This is a genomic window from Bradyrhizobium sp. 33ap4 (genome assembly GCF_032654765.1).
Classification (GTDB): domain Bacteria; phylum Pseudomonadota; class Alphaproteobacteria; order Rhizobiales; family Xanthobacteraceae; genus Bradyrhizobium; species Bradyrhizobium australafricanum.
The window spans coordinates 1-1261 of sequence record NZ_JAUMTJ010000177.1; the positions used below are offsets into that span (position 1 = coordinate 1).

1 protein-coding gene is annotated in these 1261 nt (G+C 52.5%); it reads left to right on the plus strand.

Going from position 1 to position 1261, the window contains the following annotated elements:
• Positions 1–188 precede the first annotated feature (188 nt).
• Positions 189–1088: a ribonuclease H family protein gene (locus Q2M23_RS44390; protein ID WP_410469850.1), complete on the plus strand. Its 900-nt coding sequence runs from the start codon at positions 189–191 to the stop codon at positions 1086–1088.
• Positions 1089–1261 lie beyond the last annotated feature (173 nt).

Sequence of the window (1261 nt, forward strand, 5' to 3'; positions counted from 1 at the left end):
CAGCCCAGCTCCCCCCCCAACTCCTTGGCTCACAGACCGACATGGCTACGACCCGACTTAAGTCGGATCCTAGCCATGTCGTTCTGTGAGCCAAGGAGTTGACACGAGACTTTGTCTTCCTAAGACCGCTTGGCCTCCGACTTAAAGACCAAGTTCCGCCGATTGTCCTACGGGATCTCTTTTATACTATGGTAGCGGAGAGATACTCTTCTTCCGTGGCCGTGTACACCGATGGCACGTCATCAAACGATGGATCGGCGTCAGCTTTTGTAATACCATCCGAGGGCATAGTAAGAGGACGCCATCTTTCACACCGTACCTCATCGACAGCTGCTGAACTTTACGCTGTCCTCTTCTTCCTGCAGTACGTTATACAGCACAGCCCCCGGGTATGGGTTGTGTTCACGGACTCGAGATCTGCATTGCAGGCTATTCAGAATACTGGGATACGGGGTTCTTTGGGCCCGGTCGTGGTGGAGGTGCTAATGACTTACCGCCAAGTATGTCAAGCAGGCCACACGATACTGCTGCAATGGGTGCCGGGACACTCTGGCATTATGGGAAATGAACGAGCCGATTATGCTGCAGAGCGAGCTCTTACATACACGAGAAGGACGAACATAATCCTACTGAAAAGTGACCGCCGGGCCATCTTGCGTCAAATGACAGAACCCATGGCTAAGCGTCAATGGACGGCTGATATTGCTTCGACATCTATGCTTGCTAGGGTGGACCCAACGTTGGCCCTCCGGCTACCACGCAGCCTCTCACGAGCTGATGCAGCTTTAATACATCGCATGAGGCTGAACGTCGCATTCACCGGCCGGCTACGACACATATTACGACAGGTAGATGACCCGTTCTGCAGTCATTGCGGCCATCTGGAGGATCTAGAACACATCCTTGTCCACTGTCCGCACTACCAGACCTTCAGGGCCACACTCAGCGTTTCGCTTAGTCAGCTGGACCCTCGGCCGTTCAGTATGTCAAAGTTAATTGGCCCTTGGACAAACGCAGCGGATCAACGCACTGCTTTGAAGTCCCTGCTTGCATTCCTGCACAGGGCCGGACTTTACTCTTCACTCTGATGGCCGTCATTTTACATTTCACGAAAAAACCTGTAGCACTGGGGTAGAGTGTCGCGTATAGCGACGAAACATCCCAACTCATAATCACGAAATTAAAGTGTTCTTGAAGTCGGAGGCCAAGCGGTCTTAGGAAGACAAAGTCTCGTGTCAACTCCTTGGCTCACAGAACGGCA